The organism is Mycobacterium intermedium (assembly GCF_002086275.1).
GTDB classification, from domain to species: domain Bacteria; phylum Actinomycetota; class Actinomycetes; order Mycobacteriales; family Mycobacteriaceae; genus Mycobacterium; species Mycobacterium intermedium.
This window is the reverse complement of the sequence record NZ_MVHT01000017.1, coordinates 63,952-77,448: the sequence shown is the minus strand read 5'-3', so window position 1 is coordinate 77,448 and position 13,497 is coordinate 63,952. Positions and strand designations below refer to the sequence as shown.

The 13,497-nt window shown below is 67.7% G+C and carries 14 protein-coding genes; 2 read left to right on the top strand and 12 right to left on the bottom strand.

Annotation, left to right across the window (positions count from 1 at the left end; translation table 11 throughout):
- Positions 1 to 86 precede the first annotated feature (86 nt).
- Positions 87 to 1,076, top strand: a complete 990-nt coding sequence (locus tag BST27_RS08950) for an aromatic/alkene monooxygenase hydroxylase subunit beta (RefSeq protein WP_069422609.1) — start codon at positions 87 to 89, stop codon at positions 1,074 to 1,076.
- A 47-nt stretch (positions 1,077 to 1,123) separates the two neighbouring features.
- On the opposite strand, the gene BST27_RS08945 is transcribed toward BST27_RS08950, so the two are convergent.
- The 4 genes from BST27_RS08945 to BST27_RS08930 form a co-directional block, all read right to left on the bottom strand.
- Positions 1,124 to 1,519 carry a DUF4189 domain-containing protein gene (locus tag BST27_RS08945; RefSeq protein WP_069422608.1) on the bottom strand — a complete coding sequence of 132 codons (396 nt, stop codon included), beginning with the start codon at positions 1,517 to 1,519 and terminating at the stop codon, positions 1,124 to 1,126.
- Between the two features lie 543 nt (positions 1,520 to 2,062).
- A complete protein-coding gene (locus BST27_RS08940) occupies positions 2,063 to 3,583 on the bottom strand; it encodes a PucR family transcriptional regulator (RefSeq protein WP_069422607.1) in 1,521 nt (506 codons plus the stop codon).
- Between the two features lie 71 nt (positions 3,584 to 3,654).
- Entirely contained in the window at positions 3,655 to 4,494 is an 840-nt protein-coding gene (locus BST27_RS08935) for an SDR family oxidoreductase (protein WP_069422606.1), read from the bottom strand.
- A 14-nt stretch (positions 4,495 to 4,508) separates the two neighbouring features.
- Positions 4,509 to 5,714 carry an NADH:flavin oxidoreductase gene (locus BST27_RS08930; protein ID WP_069422605.1) on the bottom strand — a complete coding sequence of 402 codons (1,206 nt, stop codon included), beginning with the start codon at positions 5,712 to 5,714 and terminating at the stop codon, positions 4,509 to 4,511.
- 464 nt (positions 5,715 to 6,178) lie between these two features.
- Here BST27_RS08930 and BST27_RS08925 point away from each other — a divergent pair, with 464 nt between their 5' ends.
- The gene (locus BST27_RS08925; protein WP_069420537.1) at positions 6,179 to 7,186 is read left to right on the top strand and encodes an NAD-dependent epimerase/dehydratase family protein; all 1,008 of its coding nucleotides are present in this window, start codon (positions 6,179 to 6,181) and stop codon (positions 7,184 to 7,186) included.
- On the opposite strand, the gene BST27_RS08920 is transcribed toward BST27_RS08925, so the two are convergent.
- From BST27_RS08920 to mbhE, 8 genes are read right to left on the bottom strand one after another with little or no spacing between them, the layout of a single operon-like run.
- On the bottom strand, positions 7,136 to 7,705 hold the full coding sequence (locus BST27_RS08920) for a TetR/AcrR family transcriptional regulator (RefSeq protein ID WP_069420525.1): 570 nt from the start codon (positions 7,703 to 7,705) through the stop codon (positions 7,136 to 7,138). The two genes, BST27_RS08925 and BST27_RS08920, sit on opposite strands and share 51 nt — an antisense overlap.
- Before the next feature lie 24 nt (positions 7,706 to 7,729).
- Entirely contained in the window at positions 7,730 to 8,056 is a 327-nt protein-coding gene (locus BST27_RS08915; protein WP_069420524.1) for a cation:proton antiporter, read from the bottom strand.
- Positions 8,053 to 8,322 carry a monovalent cation/H+ antiporter complex subunit F gene (locus BST27_RS08910; RefSeq protein ID WP_069420523.1) on the bottom strand — a complete coding sequence of 90 codons (270 nt, stop codon included), beginning with the start codon at positions 8,320 to 8,322 and terminating at the stop codon, positions 8,053 to 8,055. Before BST27_RS08910 ends, BST27_RS08915 begins: the two co-directional genes overlap by 4 nt.
- A 5-nt stretch (positions 8,323 to 8,327) precedes the next feature.
- Positions 8,328 to 8,828 (bottom strand): Na+/H+ antiporter subunit E, encoded by a 501-nt coding sequence (locus tag BST27_RS08905; RefSeq protein ID WP_083148437.1) that lies wholly within the window; start codon positions 8,826 to 8,828, stop codon positions 8,328 to 8,330.
- Positions 8,829 to 10,211 (bottom strand): complex I subunit 5 family protein, encoded by a 1,383-nt coding sequence (locus tag BST27_RS08900; protein WP_083148435.1) that lies wholly within the window; start codon positions 10,209 to 10,211, stop codon positions 8,829 to 8,831.
- A 7-nt stretch (positions 10,212 to 10,218) separates the two neighbouring features.
- Positions 10,219 to 10,602, bottom strand: coding sequence for a sodium:proton antiporter (locus BST27_RS08895; protein WP_197518144.1), 384 nt, complete (start codon positions 10,600 to 10,602; stop codon positions 10,219 to 10,221).
- Complete coding sequence (locus tag BST27_RS08890; RefSeq protein ID WP_079219807.1) at positions 10,602 to 11,081, bottom strand: MnhB domain-containing protein; 480 nt, start codon at positions 11,079 to 11,081, stop codon at positions 10,602 to 10,604. The genes BST27_RS08895 and BST27_RS08890 overlap by 1 nt, the downstream gene beginning before the upstream one ends.
- A complete protein-coding gene (gene mbhE / locus BST27_RS08885) occupies positions 11,081 to 13,411 on the bottom strand; it encodes a hydrogen gas-evolving membrane-bound hydrogenase subunit E (RefSeq protein WP_069420519.1) in 2,331 nt (776 codons plus the stop codon). Before mbhE ends, BST27_RS08890 begins: the two co-directional genes overlap by 1 nt.
- Positions 13,412 to 13,497: the final 86 nt, after the last annotated feature.

Genomic DNA, 13,497 nt, shown 5'->3' with positions numbered 1-13,497 from the left:
CAACAACCTCACCCGACCCGCCCGGGTCACAGCACAACGTAACAACACGAAGTAACTGCACCTACGAACTTAAGGACTGACCACCCATGACCACCGCAAAAGCCCGCCCGCGCAAGACGTGGAGCCTCAACGGGGACACCCGACGCAAACCCACTGAATACGAGGCCGTCACCGGCAACTTCCACTACCACTTCAACCGGAAGCCGGCCCCGTTCGACCTCGACCCCGGCAGCGCCATCAACCGCTGGTACCTCAAGCACCGCGAGGGCTCACCGCTGCAGGCCGAGGACTGGGAGGGTTTCCGTGACCCGGCGGCACTGAACTACCGCCGCTACATCGCGCTGCAGCACGACCGTGAGGTGTACGCGGAGGGCGTCGTCGACCACTACGAGGCGCTCGACCACGACGCGACGCTCAACTCTGACTGGGTGGAGACACTCAACCGCGTCTACGTGCCCAGCCGCTACCTGTTCCACGTCCTGCAGATCACCAGCCTCTACGTGGGACAACTGGCGCCCAGCGCGTACATCACCAATGCGGCGTTCTTCCAGGCCGCCGACGAACTCCGGGCACTGCAGTGGGTCGCCTACCGGGCCAAGTCCCTGTCCCTGTCCCACGGCACCCACCTGGCCAACACCGAAGAGACCCGGCGCATTTGGGAGAACGATGAGCTGTGGCAACCCGCCCGCGAGACGCTGGAACGCCTGCTGCTGGCCTACGACTGGGGCGAAGCCTTCGTCGCGTTGAACCTGGCCGTCAAGCCAGCACTCGACGCGCTGCTCAAGGAGGCGTTCGTCGACCTGGCCAGTGAGCGGGGCGACGGCCTGACCGCTGCCCTGCTGCAGGAGTCCCGGGTCGACACCACCCGCAGTCAGGCCTGGCACATCGCGCTGGCCCGGTACGCGCTCGCGGCCAACCCGGCCAACCGCGAGGTCATCAATGGTTGGGTCGAGAAGTGGCGACCGCTGGCAGACCGCGCCGTCGAGGGCCTAGCCGGTGTCTTCCCCGACCCCGACGCCGCCCGCGACCGGGTCGCCAAGTCAGTGGCCGCGTTCACCGCGCAATGGGCTGACTGACGACCCGGACGGATCACGCTGCAGGGAAGCGGGTTTCGGGCGGGCGACTAGTTGCAGGCGGTTACGACAACTCGCCCGCCACCGAGCCTGGACATCGCGTCATGGCCAGCCTGGTTGCGGTCGAGGCCCGCTCCCCCGTGGTACCTGTCGCCATCGTGCGCGACGGCACCGCACAGGGTGAAGGTGACGGCAATATCGCAGTGGCTGCCGCACGATTGCAACGCCTGCTGCTCGGCTTGCGTACGTGACTTCTGGCGCACCGCGTGACCCATCGAACCGTCCGTGGCGACGGCGATCGAGCCGTAGTACTTCTGGCCCCAGTAGGGTAACTGTTTCGCATCGGTATGGGCGCTCGCCGGTGCGACAAGTGCGAATGGCATTGCTACGGCAGCGATCACGCTGCCTAGCGCCAGAGCGACGCGGCGCAGAAATCGGTTCCTCATGTCATGACCCCTCTCCTCGTCGTTGAACAGATGTGGGCTCCGTCCGGATGTCCGTTGATTTGTTTGTGGGCAAGCGTGTTTGCGGATGCCAAGGCTTCAAGAAGGCCGCCACCTGTCTGATCCCCCGTTCGGCGTCCGCTGGACGTCGCCAGGGGCGGGCTCAAGAGCGCAGCAACCGCCCCTGACGACTTTGTGAGCGCGAGTTCGACTGGTCTGAAAGCGCGGAACTACAGGGGAGGAATCGTCCCGCTGCTCCGGACTGCGTATCGACTCACGCGAGGTGTGGTGAAGTGCGGATCGGCGCGCGTACGACTAACCGCCGACCCGTGATCGTGTTATGGCGTCACGGTGGCGGCGCTCGGTCAACCTGGTCGACGTACATCGCAGCCTCCGCAAGTAACTTCGGTGTTACTTCCGATACTGCCGTCGCTGTAAGCGCAGCGTTTGACGCGATCCGACAATGCCGCGACGGCGGATTGTCGAATTTCGACAATTGCGAGGCCGCGGAATCGTGCGTTGAGTTCCTGGGCGGGTTGTGCCTTGCTAGTCGGCGTCGCCGGCAGCGAGTTGGATCATCATGGCCAGCCGCTTCTTGGCGTCGTCCAGCGTCAGGTTGGTGATCTCGGCCATCTTGCGCATCCGGTAGCGCACGGTGTTCTCGTGTACGCCAAGACGTTCACCCGCCTCTGCCGGGTCGCCCTGACCCTCCAGCCAAGCCTTAAGTGTCGCAACATATTCCGTGCCATGTGCGGCGTCGTGGCGGCGCAAATCGGCGACCGGTCCACGGTCCGGGGCCCGACCCGTCCGGGATGCGGTGCGCAGTCGCTGCAGCAGGATGTCATCCCACGACTCGTCATAGACCGGGGGTGCGGTCTCCGGCGACAACTCGTGCAGCGCGAGGCACTCGTCGGCCTCGTGGCGTGCGGCGGCAAGGTCTGCCACTGCGGCGGCGCCGCTGATGCCGGCCAACAGCGTCACCTGATCAGGCAAGGAGGCCTGCAATCCGGTGACCCAGCGGCGCGCCGCCGCCGGCCCACCCGGAAGCAATGTGTAGACGGTGCTGCCCACCAGGGCGCTGCGGCCCGGCCGGGACCAGCCGAACCCGGCGGTGGCCCGCTCGAACGCCAACAGCAGAGCGGCGTCTCGGTCCTGCCCAATGAAGGCCTGCACCGCGATCACCCGCAGCCTGCTGTTCGGCAGGCCCAGCCGGCTCACCAGGGTGGCGGCGTCCGGGGTGCCCTCGAGCGACCGGATCACCAACTCGGATTCGACCTGACGCTCGAGGTCCGCGCTGGCTCGTGATCGCAGCAGGTGCAGGGCCACCGTGTGAGCGCTCTCGGCCAGCGCGTTGCGCGCGGCCCCGTCCAGCGGCTCGGTACACCCCACCCACACCGACCCCATGATTTCCCGTCCCGATCGCACCGCCACCGCCATGCGGCCGGTCAGACCGTGTTCGGCGTCGGCGGGGACGAACAGCGGGTCGTCGGAGTTCGCCAGGTGTGCCAAGACTCCGCGGGCCTGCAAGGACGCCCGCAGGGCCTCGGGTACCTGGCGTTCCAGAATCGTCTCCACTCGGGCCGGGTCGGCGGGCAGCTGGTGCCGCGAATAGGCCAGCACCTGCAGCAATTCGTCGTGGATGACCACCGCACTGCCGATCGCATCGGCCAGGCTGTCGGCGAGGGCGAACAAATCGGTTGGGCCGCGGCCCGATTCGGTCTCGCGGCCTTCCAGTACAAGCCCGTAGACCACCGCCGCCAACTCGCTCCAGGAAAGCGCCTCGTCGACCAGCATCACGGCGCCGACCCCGGCCTCGCCGTCGAACGAGATGGGTTCCTTGGTGTCGCGCATCAACACCACGACGGCGTGGGCCGACACAGCCCAGCGCACCGCTTCCGCCAACGAGTCGGCCCCGATGGCCAACAGCACGTCACCCAATACGGGGCGGTCGGAAAACGATTCGTGGATAACCACGTTGCGCAGTTCGGTCGACCTCGGCACCGCGGACCAGCGGAGGCGGACACCATAGCTGCCGAGGACGTTTACCAACCGGTCCAAGGTGATCACGTGCCGCTCCCATGCCGAATTGTCACCAGCTAATCAGAAAGCCGGCGCGTCCCGCCGCAGGGCTAGTCCGTTTAACCCCGGAACCGCCACAGGTAGGTGATGAGCTGACGCGCCGGCACCGGTCGCGGCCAGGCGTCGGGTCGGAAGTGGGCATCGGTGCCACCGTCGACGAAGATGACGCTGCCACACAGGAAGTCGGCCGCGTCGGACAGCATCATTTCCGCCCAGGCGGCGAGGTGCTCAGGATCGCCGAAGCCGCCGACCGGGATGGGAAACCGCTGCACGGCTTTGCCTTGCCGCGGGCTGGCCAGCTGCTCCTCCAGGAGTGGCGTCAACACCGCCCCGGGGGCCAGGGCGTTGAGCCGTATGCCCGCTCCGGCCCACTCGGGTTGCACGGCGTGGCGGCGCACCCATCGGCTGACCGCGATCTTCGAGGCCGCATACATGATGGCGGGCCGCGCCGGGCCGAAGGGGCGTACGCTGCGCAAAGCCTTGTCGACGTCCCCGCCGAGCAGCGCCCGCACCGTGCGCTTGGGAACCAGCGGCGTGGTCGTCGTCGAATTGCTGCCAATGACAACAACTTTCGCGTTTCCGGCCGCGGCCAAGGCGTCGCGCCACTGTTGCAGTGGCTCGACCACGCCCAGGTAGTTGACCTGAGCGATCAGGCGGGGACGATCGGCACCGCTGCTGGGCCCGAGACCGGCAGCCAGGACGGCGCCATCAATGCGCCCATCGGCAGCGGCGAGCGCCTGTTGTGCGGCGTCGGTTCGTCCGCCGGTTGTCGAGAGGTCCGCAACGACGTCGGCCTGTTTGATGTCGACGCCGATCACGGTGTGGCCCGCGGCCCGCAGCCGGTTGGCGACGGCCGCACCCATTCCTGATGCGGCTCCAGTGACTACGTAGGTACCCATGGGTCGTGCCCTCCTCAGACGGCTGCGGCGGCGGTCGGGCGCAGCACGCACCGCGTCCCGTCGTAGATGGTCGCCATGCATTTCGTGCAGTGCACGCACAGTCCTTCCCGCACAGCGTCCGAACGGAACTTGTTGACCAAGCCGGGGTCCCGGAGCAGCGCGCGGGCCATGGCGACGAATTCGAATCCTTCGCCTAGCGCGGTCTCGACGGTGTCCATCGTGTTCACCCCGCCGAGCAGGATCAGCGGCATCGTCAGCGCGTCGCGGAACTGCCGTGCCAGCGGCAGGAAGTACGCCTCTTCGAACGGGTAGGTGCGGAACATGCGCCGGCCGATGACACGCAGTCCCAGCCCGACGACAGCGGGTTGGGAGGCGATGAACTCGGCCATCGGCACCTCGCCGCGGAAGTAGTACATGGGGTTCTGCAGGGAACTGCCGCCGGTCAGTTCGAGGGCATCGAGGTGGCCGTCGGATTCGAGCAGTCGCGCGGTGGGCAGGCTGTCGGTAAGCCAGAAACCGCCTCTGACTCCGTCGTCCATGTTGAACTTCGCCGTCACCGCGACGGCATCGCCGGCCTCGCGACGCACCCGCTCGGCGACTCGGCGGGCCAATTCGGCACGACGCACCGTGTCACCGCCGTAGCGGTCGGTGCGCTTGTTGAGATTCGGGCTGAGGAACGAACTCAACAGGTAGCCGTGACCGAGGTGGAGTTCGATTGCGTCGAAGCCCGCGTCGACGGCATTGCGGGCGGCGGCGCCGAAGTCGTCGATGACTTCGTCGAGTTGCTCGGTCGTAGCGGCACGGACCAGGCCCATCGCCGGGGCGCTGAATCGCGTCGACGGCGCCAGCGTGCCGGTGCGGTTGGACCTTGTGTTGGCCACCAGACCCGCGTGTCCGATCTGGGCGGACACCAGCGTGTCGTGGGCGTGCACGGCGTCGGTCAACCGGCGCAGCGCAGCCGCCCGCCGGCCGTCGAGCACCATGGTGTCGCGATGCACTCGGCCGCCGGGTGAAATCGCGCAGTAGGCCACGGTCGTCATCGCCGCACCCCCGCGCGCCACCTCCACGTGGAAGTCGATCAGGTCGTCGGTCACCTCACCGCGCGGCATCCGACCCTCGAAAGTCGCCGCCTTGATGAACCGGTTCTTCAACGTCAACGGGCCCAGCGTCGCCGGCGTGAACGCGACCGAGCCGCCCGGGGAATTGGTTTTCGATGCCATTGGCACCGTAATTTAGCACGCAGGCGGGCGGCTGAATAGGCTCGTCTTGCGGTTGCGGGCCGACTCGGCGACGCAATGCCGCAGGGCGCGCACGGCCGACTCGTCGAACGTGGGGCGTTTAGCCCTCCGCGGCAACTCCGGGGTACTTAACCCACACACTCGGCGACGCAATGCCGCAGCGCGTGCGCGGCCGACTCGTCGAACGTGGGGCGTTTAGCCCTCCGCGGCAACTCCGGGGTACTTAACCCACACATTCGCCGGCGCAATGCCCCAGCGCGTGCACGGCCGACTCGCCGAACGTGGGGCGTTTAGCCCTCCGCGGCAACTCCGGGGTACTTAACCCACACACTCGCCGGCGCGTGGCGCGCACGCGCTGCGGCATTGCGTCGCCGAACGTGGGGGACACTCGGCGGGGCCCAACCCGGTATAGATTTCGGTGCCATTGGCACCGTAATATGCACACCATGCTGATCGCCGTCACCGGTGGAACCGGATACGTGGGAGCTCACTGCGTGCGCACGCTACAGGCTCAGGGCCACGAGATACGTCTGCTGGTCGGACCAGATGCCGAAGGCGCGCCAGTACTCGACCGGTTCGCTGCGGCGGGCGGCATCGAGTTCCACACCGGGGACGTACGGAAGCGGGACACCATCGAGGCGCTGCTCGACGGCTGCGACGCGGTCCTACATGCGGCCGGAGTCGTCGGCACCGACAGTCGCCGCAGCACCCTGATGTGGGAAATCAACGCTTACGCAACCGAAACCGTGCTCACCCACGCGGTAGGTGCGGGTCTCGATCCGGTGGTCATGGTGAGCAGCTATAGCGCCCTCTTCCCGCCCCCGAACGGGATCATCGGACCCGATACGCCGACGGCGGACGGCCGCAGCGACTACGCACAGACCAAGGGCTACGCCGACCGGGTCGCGCGGCGACTGCAAGCCGAGGGGGCGCCCGTCGTCATCACCTATCCCTCCAGCGTCGTCGGGCCCGCATTCCATACGGCGCCGGGCGTCACCGAACGTGGCTGGGCCCCACTCGTGCGGTTCGGTGTGGCGCCTCGCCTGCGCGGCGGGATGCAGATGATCGACGTTCGTGATGTCGCCGACGTCCATGCCGCGCTGATGACGCCGGGCCGCGGTCCACGGCGCTATGTCTGCGGCGGGGTGCTGCTGACTTTCGACGAAATGATCGACGCCCTGGAACGCGGCACTGGCCGCCGATTCGTTCGGATCCCATTGCACCCGGCATTGTTTCGGGGAGCGAGCAGGATCGCGGAAGCCCTGTCCAGCATCGTCCCCATGGGTGACGGGTTGAGCTATGAGGCCGCGCTGCTGCTCACCGCGGCGACGCCGACCGACGATTCGCGCACCCTTCGGGACCTTGGGATCGAATGGCGGTCGCCGGTCGAGGCGATCATCGCGTCATTTCCCGGACATCCCGTCCGCGAGGAACCGAGCGACACGGGCGTGTAACGCATCGGTGTCGTCTTCGACGGCGATGGTGGTGAGAAACAGGGCGGCACCGGCGGCCATCGCAATGACGGCCCGCGCATCGAGCGCGGCATCGCTCGTGTCATCGGAGTCGCCGCTGAACAGCGCGACCGCGGGCCCGCTGAAGTCTGCCCACATCCTCTTGCGCAATTCGTCATTCTCGCCCATCGCGAGGAGGAGTCCCGGGACGGCCGCCTTCACTTCGGGACGGGCGAAAAGTTGCTGGCTGCCGCGCACCACCCAGTCCACCCAGCCCAACCGGTCGGTACCCGCGAACGGCGCAAGATCGGGGGTCGCGCCGAGGATGGCGTGCAACACGAGCTCCGCCTTCGACGACCAGCGACGGTCCAAGCTCGAGCGGCTGACCCCACACCGGGCGGCGATCAGCCGCATGCTCAGTGCGTCCCACCCGACCTCGACGAGCAGCTCACGGGTCACCGACAACACTCGCTCGTCGATTGATGCGTCACGCGGGCGTCCCGCTGACCTAGTGGCCGTCACAGCAACCCTCCACAGCAGCCATTGTTATTCGGGCCTGTCCGGCGAGTCGTCCTCGGGCGCGGCGGATTCGTGGCGGTGGCGGGCGGACCGGGCGATGGCGTGCCCCGAGGTGGGCGAGGTCAGCACGACGAAGACGATGGCGAGAGTTGCGATGGCGATGATGGACGCGTTCTTGGTCGCGATTGAAGACGCCAGGACGGCGATGACGCCCGGTCCTGTCGCCAGGCCTTGCGCGTGCAGCTGACTTTGCGTGGTGGGCATCCGCAGGATGCCGTAGACGCTGATGGTCAGCAGCACCAGGCCCACGAGCAGCAGCGCCGCGCCCAGGATGTCCAGCAGCAACGAGATCACTCGAATGGCCCTCCCGATCCCAGATAGCGAGCGGCCGCGACCGTCGCGACAAAAGACAACAGCGCCAACGCAACCGCCGCGTTCAGGTAGTAGGACTCGTCCAGCAGGTAGCACAACAAAGCCAGCAGGGACACCACGAGCACGGCCAGCAGGTCCAGGGCGACCACCCGCTGGTGCACGTCGCGGGCTCGTAGCAGCACTAGACCACCGGCCACCAGCAGCAGCGTGTTCCACACCACGGCGACGAGGAGCAGGACGGCAGGCATGGCGATCAGGGAAATGCGCGCCGCTGTGCGCGCCGGTAGGAGATGAGCTGATCCTGAATCACCCCAGCGCGGTCGGAGGCGTCCAACACGTGCAGCACCAGCGTGCCCTGCTCCTCGTCGACATCGACAACGACGGTGTCCGGCGACAACCCCACCCGGATAGCCCAGGCGGTGGCGGACACCGGATCATTCGGACGGATCGGGATGGTCACAAAGCCCGGCGCTATGGGTCGCAGACCCAGGCAGTGCAGGGCCACCTGCCAACTTCCCCGGCACATGTCCAGCACCGTGAATCCGATCAGCGCGGGCAGGCCGGCGAGGCGGCGCAGGACGGTCGCCGCCGAGTGCCGTCGCGCCCACCGGTCGGGCCCGAGGAGGAAGGCCTCGCCTAGGGCGAGCAACAGCGCAAGCACGACTCCGACGACGACGTCGCCCGGCTCCACACTCGTCAAGAACATCAGGTAGACGGCGGTGAGCCCAGCGAGGCGGACCGCGAGGCCAATCATCTACAACCTCCTCAGCAGGACATCGGCGCCGTCCTGACACAGGCTGAGCAAGGGTTCTGCCGCCAGGCCGGCGGCCAGGACCAGCACTGCTAAGCCGAGGACGAGCGCCCGCGCCGGGAGCGCACTGACCTCGACAACAGCGGCGGACGGATCTGCGGGACGCCAGAACCTTCGTTGATAGACCTGGAACATGTACACGAGCGAAAGCACGCTGCCGACGACCAGCAGAACCAGGAGGACTGGGTTTCCGGCGGCGACCGCGGTGCGAAACACTTCCAATTTGGCAATGAATCCGGCGGCCGGAGGCACGCCGGCGACACTGAATGCCCCAATCGCAAATGCCGCCGCCACCAGCGGCCCCCGCAGCCCCGCGGCGAGAAAAAGCACGCCCTTGTTCACGGCGTTGATGATGCTGTAGACGACGGCCGTTGCCAGCCCGATCGAGCCGCCGATGCCCAGCGCGATCAGCATGTAGCCGACCTGGCCGATCGCGGAATAGGCGAGCGTCTCGACGACGTCACCGCGCGACACCGCCACGACACCGCCGTAGAGCATCGACGCGACGCCCAGCACGATGATCGCGGTTGCCGCCAACCGCAGCTCGTCGGGGAACAAGCCGGCGCCGAAGCGCAGCAAACCGTAGCTGCCGATGTTGGCCACGGCCCCGCTCAGGATGGCAGCGACCGCGGGACGCGTTCCGGTGTAGACCGTCGGCAACCAGAAGTGAAACGGGAAGAGGCCGAGCTTGACGCTGAACGCGACGAAGAATCCGACCGCCACCAGCAGCGTCGCGTTCGGACCGGCGTCGTGGATCCGCTGCGCGACGTCGGACATGGCCAGCGCGCCCGTGATGTGGTAGGTCCCCGCGACGGAGATCAAGAAGACGAACGAACCGAGGAGGTTCACCGCGGCGAAGATCAGCGCGGCCCGCAACTGGCGAACGAGTCCGCCATAGGTGGTGAGCGCGTAGGACGCGATCATCGATATTTCGAAGAAGACGTAGAAGTTGAACACGTCGGCGGTCAGGAAGAGCCCAGTCAGGCCAGCGGCGAGCAGCACCACCAGGCCTGGGAAAGTGCGGGAATGGACACCGACGATAGCCTCGCTGGCGACCGCGAAGATCAGCACCAGCACGGACACCAGCGCGAACGCCACCCCCAGCGCGTCGGCCCGCAGGACGATGCCCACACCGGCCTGCCAGCCACCTGTCGTCACCTGTTCGGGACCGGGCGAGAGCGCGTCGAAGGTGAGAAAGACGATCGCGACCAGGGTGGCAACCAGTGCCGCGACGGCCGACCAGGCCACATAGCGGCGACGGCCGTCGAGCGCTATGAGCAGAGTGCCCGCGGCCCAGGGCACGAGCAAGGCTAGCGACAGGGACATCAGGTCATCACGTCATCTCGCTGGTATCCCGCTGCCGGTCACGCTGCAGCCGCTCCTCGTGCCTGCTCTCCTGTGCGGCCAGTTCGTCGCTCTGTGCCGTCCGGAAGACCACCACGGCGCGGTGTACGAGTGCTAGCAGCAACGCCAGGGTGGCCAGCCCGATGACCAGCGCCGTCAACATCAGCGCCTGCGGTAATGGGTCACTCACCGGCCCCCCGGCTTCAGGGGAGATGGGCGCCTGTCCGCGGGTCAGGCTGGCGCCGATGAGCGCCACCACTGCAGCCTGCGAGACGAGGGCGACCCCCACGACCATGCGCACCAGGTCACGTTGCAGCAGCAGGTACGCGCCTCCCCCGAAAAGCACGGCGGCGGTGGCAGCGAACGCGAGCATCACCGGGCTTCGCCTCCCTCGTCCACGTCATCGGCCGGTCTCCGAACGGGGTCTTCGGGGTCGCCGAACTGGTGCAGCAGCATCGTCATCACTCCGAAAACCAGCAGGAAGACCCCGATGTCGAAGATCAGCGGGGTGAACAACTCCAACGAGCCGATGGTCACCACCCGCTGGCCGGGTCCCGGGAAATGGCTGAACAGGGGCTTTTCAAAGATCAGCGGGGCGAACCCCACGACCAGCGAGATCAGTAGACCCCCCACGGCAGCGTGTGGAGCGAATCGCAGGAGCGGCAACCTTTCCTCCGCTTGCGCAGCCCCGAGCGCGACGTAGCTCAACGCGACCGCCAGGGCGACGACCATGCCGGCGGCGAACCCGTCTCCGACGTCGACGTAACCCTTGACGATGAGGGCAGCGGCCACCATGAGGCTCGGGCCCAACAACACTCGCGCCACGACTCGCAGCACCACGTCTCTGCGCATCACCAGAGCTTTCCGCCGCGCAGCAGAGTTGCCACACCGACGACGGCGATGAGCAGCACCGTGATTTCGGCGAGGGTGTCCAGGCCGCGGAAGTCGGTGATGATGACCGTGACGACGTCCTGCCCGTGGGCGCTGGGCGTGCGACGGATGTACTCGTCGGCCACGCCCGGCGCCCGTGTCGGCGAAGACAGGAAGCCCCAGACGGTCGCGAAGGCGGTGACCCCCGCGAGGATTCCGGCCGCCACACTGCGCCCTCGCCGACGCGGGCGGCCGCTGCGTGGCACCACCACGGCCCCGGCGAGTCCGTTGCGCTCCTGGACGGGCCCGTCCTTGGGCAGGCGGAAAAACGCGGCGATGAAGATGAGGGTGATCATCGTCTCGACGAGGACAGCCACCAATGCAATGTCGGGCGCTGCCAGTAGCGCGTAAACCGTGGCCAGGGCGAAGCCCACCACCGCCAGCGCCAACACCATTCCCACCCGGGCCCGAGCCCACGCGGTCGCCAGCGTCGCGGTGATGACCAAACCCAGCAACGGCAGGACCAGCCAGTCGACACCGTGCACGCGGCCGACGACGTACTGCCCGGCCGTCGGCGTGACGACAAACGCCAACATGGTCAGCACACCCGCCGGAACGAGCACCGCCGCGACGCTGCTCCGCAGGTCACGCACCTCAACGTCGTGGATCGCCGCGGACAGGCGCGCGAGCGCGCGCAGGCCCCGGGTGTAGATCCGCAACGGCCCGGCTCGCTCGCCCATTCGCGCCAGCGCACGCGACACCGCATTCCGCAGGCGCGGCACGGCCAACAGCGAAAGCCCCAACACCCAAGCGCTCAGCGCCATCAGGTTCGCCGGCCGGGAGTCCAAGTGGTAGGCGGGCGACAGATGTATCGGCGCGGCGTTGGTGACGGCCCCGGCGTCTGCGGCCAAGCCAGTCAGCAGCTGGGGCACCAGCCCGCCGATCACGCCGACGGCCGCCAAGACGACGACGGGAGCCGTCAGCAAGCGTGGTGTCGGCTCGGGTTCGATACGCAGCGGGCCCAGGAACAACAGCACCCAGAAACGCCCGATGTAGGCCAGGGTCAGGGCCGCGGCCAGAACGGCCAGGGTGGCCGGCACCGGCCCGGCGCCGGCCACCGCCTCGAAGAACAGCTCGTCCTTGAAGAACCCTGCCGTCATGGGCAACCCGGCCAGGTTGGCCGCGGCAAGGAAGGCCGCAACGGCCAGCAGCGGCCTGCGCCGGCCCAGGCCGCCGAGCCGGGACAGGCGCTGCTCCCCGGTCGACATCGTCACCGCGCCCGCCGTCATGAAGAGCGCGCTCTTGCCCACGCCGTGGGCCAAGACGTAAAAGGCCGCTGCGCCGGCCGCGGTGCCGCCGCCGACGCCGTACAGCATCACCACGTAGCCGTACTGCGAGATGGTCGAGTAGGCCAGCACCTGTTTCAGCCGGTCCTGGGCCAGCGCAAGGATGCCCCCGACGACGATGGACGCCACCCCGACCACCAGCAGGCCCGTCAGCACGATCCTGCTGTGCGCCAGCAATGGATGCACCCGGCCAAGGACGAGAACTCCCGCGGCGACCATGGCCGCCGAGTGCAGATACGCCGAGACCGGGGTCGGGGCCGCCATCGCCTTGGGCAGCCAGAAGTGCAACGGCACCTGCGCACTCTTGGCCAACGCCGCGAGCGCGAGCAGCGCCGCGGCGATCGTCGTCGTCGTTCCGGGCTCGACGCGGTCGAGCAACTCGGGTATCGAAAAGGTCTGGTAGTGGGCGTACAGCAGCACGGCGCCGATCAGCATGGCCACGGCGCTGGCCACCGTGACCAGTAGCGCCATCAGCGCCGCCCTGCGGGCGAGCGGCTCGTCCCGATCGAAACCGATCAGGAAGTACGAGCAGATCGCGGTCACATCGAAGAAGAGGAACAACAGGATCAGATCCTGGGCGGTCGCCAGGCCCACCATCGCCACCGCGAAGAGCACCATCCACGGCCAGAATCGCCACCGGTGGCGCACGGGCAGGTGTTTGTGGGAGAGGTGCAGCGACAGGTAGCCCGTGCCGTAGCAGAACACCAAGGCGCCGATGCCGCACGCCAGCATCGAATACAGGGCGGCGAGTCCGTCGAACGCGAAACTCAGGTGCAGGTCGAGCGACGGCACCCACGGCAACGTGATCGCGCCGCCGCCCGTTCGCCAGGCCCAAAGACACACGGCGAACCCGATGACCGCGAGCGCGACGGAAGCCCAGCCCTGCCAGTCTGCTGGTGTACGCGGTTGCTCGTCCGTGACGGACGGATTCCGGGCGGCGCCCGCTGTGCGGGAGGCAGTGGCCACGGAGCTCCTCGTCGGCAGACGGACACACTCTCAAGCGGGTAGATCGCGTGGACCGCCGCGTCCCAGCAGTACCCACGCCAGCAAAA

Bases quoted from the DNA above. Each gene is read 5' to 3' on its own strand.
- BST27_RS08950 (WP_069422609.1), top strand. From the start codon at position 87: ATGACCACCGCAAAAGCCCGCCCGCGCAAGACGTGGAGCCTCAACGGG.
- BST27_RS08945 (WP_069422608.1), bottom strand. From the start codon at position 1,519: ATGAGGAACCGATTTCTGCGCCGCGTCGCTCTGGCGCTAGGCAGCGTG.
- BST27_RS08935 (WP_069422606.1), bottom strand. From the start codon at position 4,494: ATGGGTACCTACGTAGTCACTGGAGCCGCATCAGGAATGGGTGCGGCC.
- BST27_RS08930 (WP_069422605.1), bottom strand. From the start codon at position 5,714: ATGGCATCGAAAACCAATTCCCCGGGCGGCTCGGTCGCGTTCACGCCG.
- BST27_RS08925 (WP_069420537.1), top strand. From the start codon at position 6,179: ATGCTGATCGCCGTCACCGGTGGAACCGGATACGTGGGAGCTCACTGC.
- BST27_RS08910 (WP_069420523.1), bottom strand. From the start codon at position 8,322: ATGCCTGCCGTCCTGCTCCTCGTCGCCGTGGTGTGGAACACGCTGCTG.
- BST27_RS08905 (WP_083148437.1), bottom strand. From the start codon at position 8,828: ATGATTGGCCTCGCGGTCCGCCTCGCTGGGCTCACCGCCGTCTACCTG.
- BST27_RS08900 (WP_083148435.1), bottom strand. From the start codon at position 10,211: ATGTCCCTGTCGCTAGCCTTGCTCGTGCCCTGGGCCGCGGGCACTCTG.
- BST27_RS08895 (WP_197518144.1), bottom strand. From the start codon at position 10,602: ATGCTCGCGTTCGCTGCCACCGCCGCCGTGCTTTTCGGGGGAGGCGCG.
- BST27_RS08890 (WP_079219807.1), bottom strand. From the start codon at position 11,081: ATGCGCAGAGACGTGGTGCTGCGAGTCGTGGCGCGAGTGTTGTTGGGC.